The 4411-nt window shown below is 65.2% G+C and carries 1 protein-coding gene; it reads right to left on the reverse strand.

Annotated features, from left to right (window positions below):
• Positions 1 to 4411: amino acid adenylation domain-containing protein (locus ABZ293_RS41925; protein WP_355189902.1), on the reverse strand; the 4411-nt coding region annotated here is incomplete at both ends.

Consider the following 4411-nt stretch of genomic DNA (forward strand, 5'->3'; position numbering starts at 1 on the left):
CCCGGCGGGATACGACCAGGTGGCCCGCAACCGCTGCCCTTCGCCGTCGTCGCGGGTATGGGCATTGATGTCGAGCACCGCCGCGACCGGCATATTCGGATTCTGCGCATCGACGAGGCCGCCGCCGTCCACCGGCAGCCATGCGACGGCCGATATCCCTTCGGGAACCCCCGTCCAGACACGGCCGACGTAGTTGAATGCGATCTGAGGCCTCGGCAGAGCGCCGAGTGTCGGGCCGGTGTCCTCGTTGAGGTACCGCAGCAAGCCATAGCCGACCCCATGGTCGGGGATAGCGCGATGCTGCTCCTTCACGGACTTGACCGCTGCGCCCATGGCGGGCCCACCCGCGTACGCGTCGTCGAGATCGATGCCGGACAGATCAAAACGCACCGGGAAGCCCGTGGCGAACCAGCCGACCGTCCGGGTCAGATCCGCGCCCGGGACGACGCCTTCCTCCCTACCGTGTCCCTCGAGGCTGATCACCATATCCGTCGGCCCCGCGGCTTCCGGCTCCCGTTCGCGCCGCCACTTCGTTACCGCCACCGCCAGCGCGGCCAGTAGCCCGTCGTCGACCCCGCCGTGGAATATGGCGGGCACGTTGGTCAATAGCGCCTCGGTCACCTCGGAAGACAACTCGACCTCGACGGTCCGAGCAGTGGCCGCCACATCGATCGCGGGGTCCAGCGGCCGCGACCCGATCATCGGATCGGGCCCGTCGGCCATCGCTCGCCACAGTTCGAGCTCTGCGGTCCGCTCCTCGCTGTGGGCCGCCTCGACCAGTCCATGCGCCCATCTGCGCATGGATGTCCCGACCGGGGCGAGCTCAGGTGGCTCGCCGGATTCGATCCGCGCCCACGCGAGCACGAGATCCGGCACCAGTACGCGCCAGGAATCCCGATCGATCACCGATTGATGCACCAGCACGAGGACCTTGCCCGGTTCCGCCGTGTGCATCGGATCGAACCAGACCACCTGCAGTACGGTCCCGGCGTTCGGATCGAGCCGGTCGGCAGCGGCCGTCAACTCCGCCGCCGCCAACGTCCGGAACTCGGTGCCTGCTGGCATCGGCACCCGATGGATGACGTCGTCGGCGCGAATCATGCCGACCGGCAACACATCCCACGTCCGGCGCCCATCGTCGTCCGAGCACAGCCGTGCGCGCAGCATGTCGTGGCGATCGAGGACCGCCTGCACGGTGTCGGCCAGCCGTTGCCGGCCGATTCCCATCGGCAGATTCAGCGTCATCGCCTGCGAGAAGCGGCCGATCTCCGACTCGGAACGTTCGAGCAGCCGTCGCATGATCGGCGTCAGCGGCACCGATCCCACGCCCGCGCCGGGCAGTTCCGACAGAACAGCGGCTGCGCTGCCATCGACTGCGACCTCGGCCAGTCCGGCGACCGTCTTCCGCTCGAACACATCCCGTGCCGAGAACGCCACACCGGCCGCCCTGGCCCGAGTCACCAACTGGATCGACATGATGCTGTCGCCGCCCAGGGCGAAGAACGAATCGTCGAGACCGACTGTGGCGGCGCCGAGTAGGTCGGCGAAGGTTCCAGCGATGATGTGTTCGATCGGTGTGCGGGGTGCTCGGAAGGGTTTGGTGTCGGTGAAAACCGGTCTCGGTAGTGCTTTTCGGTCGAGTTTGCCGACCGGTGTGAGTGGGGTGTGGTCGAGCACCATGATCGAGGACGGCACCATATACGACGGCAACCGATCGCTCAGGTAGTCGGCCAGCAACGCGGTGTCGATCGTGTGCTCCGCAGCGGCAACGACATAGGAGACCAGTGATTGGGTACCGGTGTCGTTGCGGTGACCGACAGTCACCGCGTAGGCGACGGTTTCGTGGGTTGCCAGAGCGGTGTCGATCTCACCGAGTTCGATACGCAGACCACGAATCTTGACCTGGAAATCGGAACGACCCAGATGCTGGATCGTACGGTCGTTGTTCCAACGCACGATATCGCCGGTGCGGTACATGCGTTGGCCGGGTAGCCACGGACACGCAACGAAACGCTCCGCCGTCGTCCCCGCCCGACGATGATATCCACGCGCGAGTAGATCACCCGCGACATACAACTCACCCGCCACACCCGCCGGAACGGGTTGCAGGCGCTGGTCGAGGATCCAGGTCGAGGCGCCGCAGACCGGGTGGCCGATGCTCACCAGTTCCTCTGCCGTCATGGGGGCGCTCAGGGTCGCGGCGATGGTGGTTTCGGTCGGCCCGTATTCGTTGAGCACTGTGCGGTCCTCGGCCCAGTGTTGGACCAAGTCGGTGCCGTAGTTCTCGCCGCCGACCATCAGATACTTCAGATCCGGTAGCGGCCAACGGGTGTGGTCGATGGTGGACAGAGCGGAGGGAGTGACGAGGGCGTGGCTGACGTGTTCACGGTCGAGCAGCGCGGCGAGTTCGTCGCCGCCGTAGACATCAGTGGGGGCGATGACCATGGCTGCGCCGCTGAGCAGCGGCAAGACCGTTTCCAGCACCGAGACATCGAAGCTTGGTGAAGCCAAATGCAAGGTGCGGGAGCTGGATTCGATGCCCATCGCATCCCGGTGTGTCGCGGCGAAATTCCCCAGGCCGCGGTGGGTGACCGCCACCCCCTTGGGCAGCCCGGTCGATCCGGAGGTGTAGATGACATAGGCGATATCGTCGATCCGCAACGGACGAACCCGATCGCTGTCGCTGACCGGACCGCTGTCGGCCTCGTCGAGGTAATCCGAAATAAGCCAGTCGATGCTGTCGGGTAGTTGTGCGCGTACGGACGCGGTCGTAATGCCGATGGCCGCTTCGGAATCGGTCATCATGTGGGTGATGCGTTCGGTGGGATGAGTCGGATCGACCGGCAGGAAGGCGGCTCCGGTTTTGGCGACTGCCCAGACGGCGAGTACCGAGTCCGCCGAACGTGGAATGCCGATGGCGACAACATCTTCCGGTCCGATGCCACGCCGAATCAGCAACCGCGCCACTCGGTTGGAGCGTTCGTCCAACTCCCGATAACTCAACCGCTGCCCATCGAACACGATCGCGGTGGCGTCGGGATCGAACGCGACTGCTGCCGTCAGCAAATCGGGCAGCGTGGTGGGCGGTGCCGAGGGTGTGCCGGAGCGGGTTAGCAAATCGGCTCGTTCGGCAGGCTCGAGTACCTCGATCGCCCCGACCGGGGCGGTTGGGTCGGTGGTTATCGCTTCGAGTATCCGAATCCAGCGGTGGGCCAGTGAATCGATGGTCGTGGCGTCGAACAGGTCGGCGGCGTAGGTGAGCGCGACGGTCATCTCACCGCTGTCATGGTCGGGCGAGAGGATGAATTGCAGGTCGAAGCGGGAGATTTCGTTGGGTAGGTCCAGTACCGACAGTTCCAGATCGGGCAGTTGCAGTGTTACCAGTTCCAGGTTCTGGAATGCCAGCATCACCTGGAACAGTGGGTGTCGTGCTTGGGAGCGCTGCACACCGAGTTTGTCGACCACCTGCTCGAACGGCACGTCGGCGTGTTCGAAGGCGTCCAGATCGGCTTGTTTGACCCGACCGAGCAGTTCGGTGAACGATTCAGCGAGATCGATCTCGGTGCGCAACACCAAGGTGTTGACGAACATGCCGATCATGTCGTCGAGTGCGGCCACACCGCGCCCGGCGATCGGTGTGCCGATCGCGATGTCGGTGGTGCCGCTCAACCGAGCCAGCGCGAGCGCCAACGCGCCGTGGATCGCCATGAACAGCGACGAATTATGTTGGCGCGCGAGTTGTTCCAATGCCCGCACCACAGCGGCGGGCACCGAGTAACCGGCCGTGGCGCCGCGGTTGGACATCACCACCGGCCGTGGCCGGTCGAACGGCAGAGGCAGTTCCTCGACGACGCCGTGCAGCGTTTCGGTCCAGTAGCGGATCTGCTGGGCAGACAGTGATTGCCGATCATCGGGCGCGCCGAGGGTAGCTTGTTGCCACAGTGCGTAGTCCGCGTACTGGACCGGCAGCGGCGTCCACGCCGGGGCGGCCCCATGGATCCGCGCGGCATAGGCCCTCGCCACATCACGCGCCAACGGGGCCATGGAGAAACCATCGGCGGCGATGTGGTGCACCACGACAGCAAGAACGTGTTCGGGTTCCTCGCTGCCGCTGACATGGAACAATCGGGCACGTGCCGGTGCCTGGGTGCTCACATCGAAGCCTTCGGTGACGAATTCGGTTACCGCCGAAACCAACTCACCCGCTACGACAGGCACCACGACGAGCTCACCGTCCACGCTCTCGACCGGTTCGATCTGTTGGATCAGCATGCCGTCGTGGTCGGGGTAGCGTGTTCGCAGCGATTCGTGGCGCTCCAGCACGTCCAGGACCGCCGAGTGCAGGGCCTCGACGTTCAACTCGCCACGCAGCCGAATCGCGATCGGCATGTTGTAGGCGCCCGATGCGGTG

The organism is Nocardia sp. NPDC005998 (assembly GCF_040614395.1).
Classification (GTDB): domain Bacteria; phylum Actinomycetota; class Actinomycetes; order Mycobacteriales; family Mycobacteriaceae; genus Nocardia.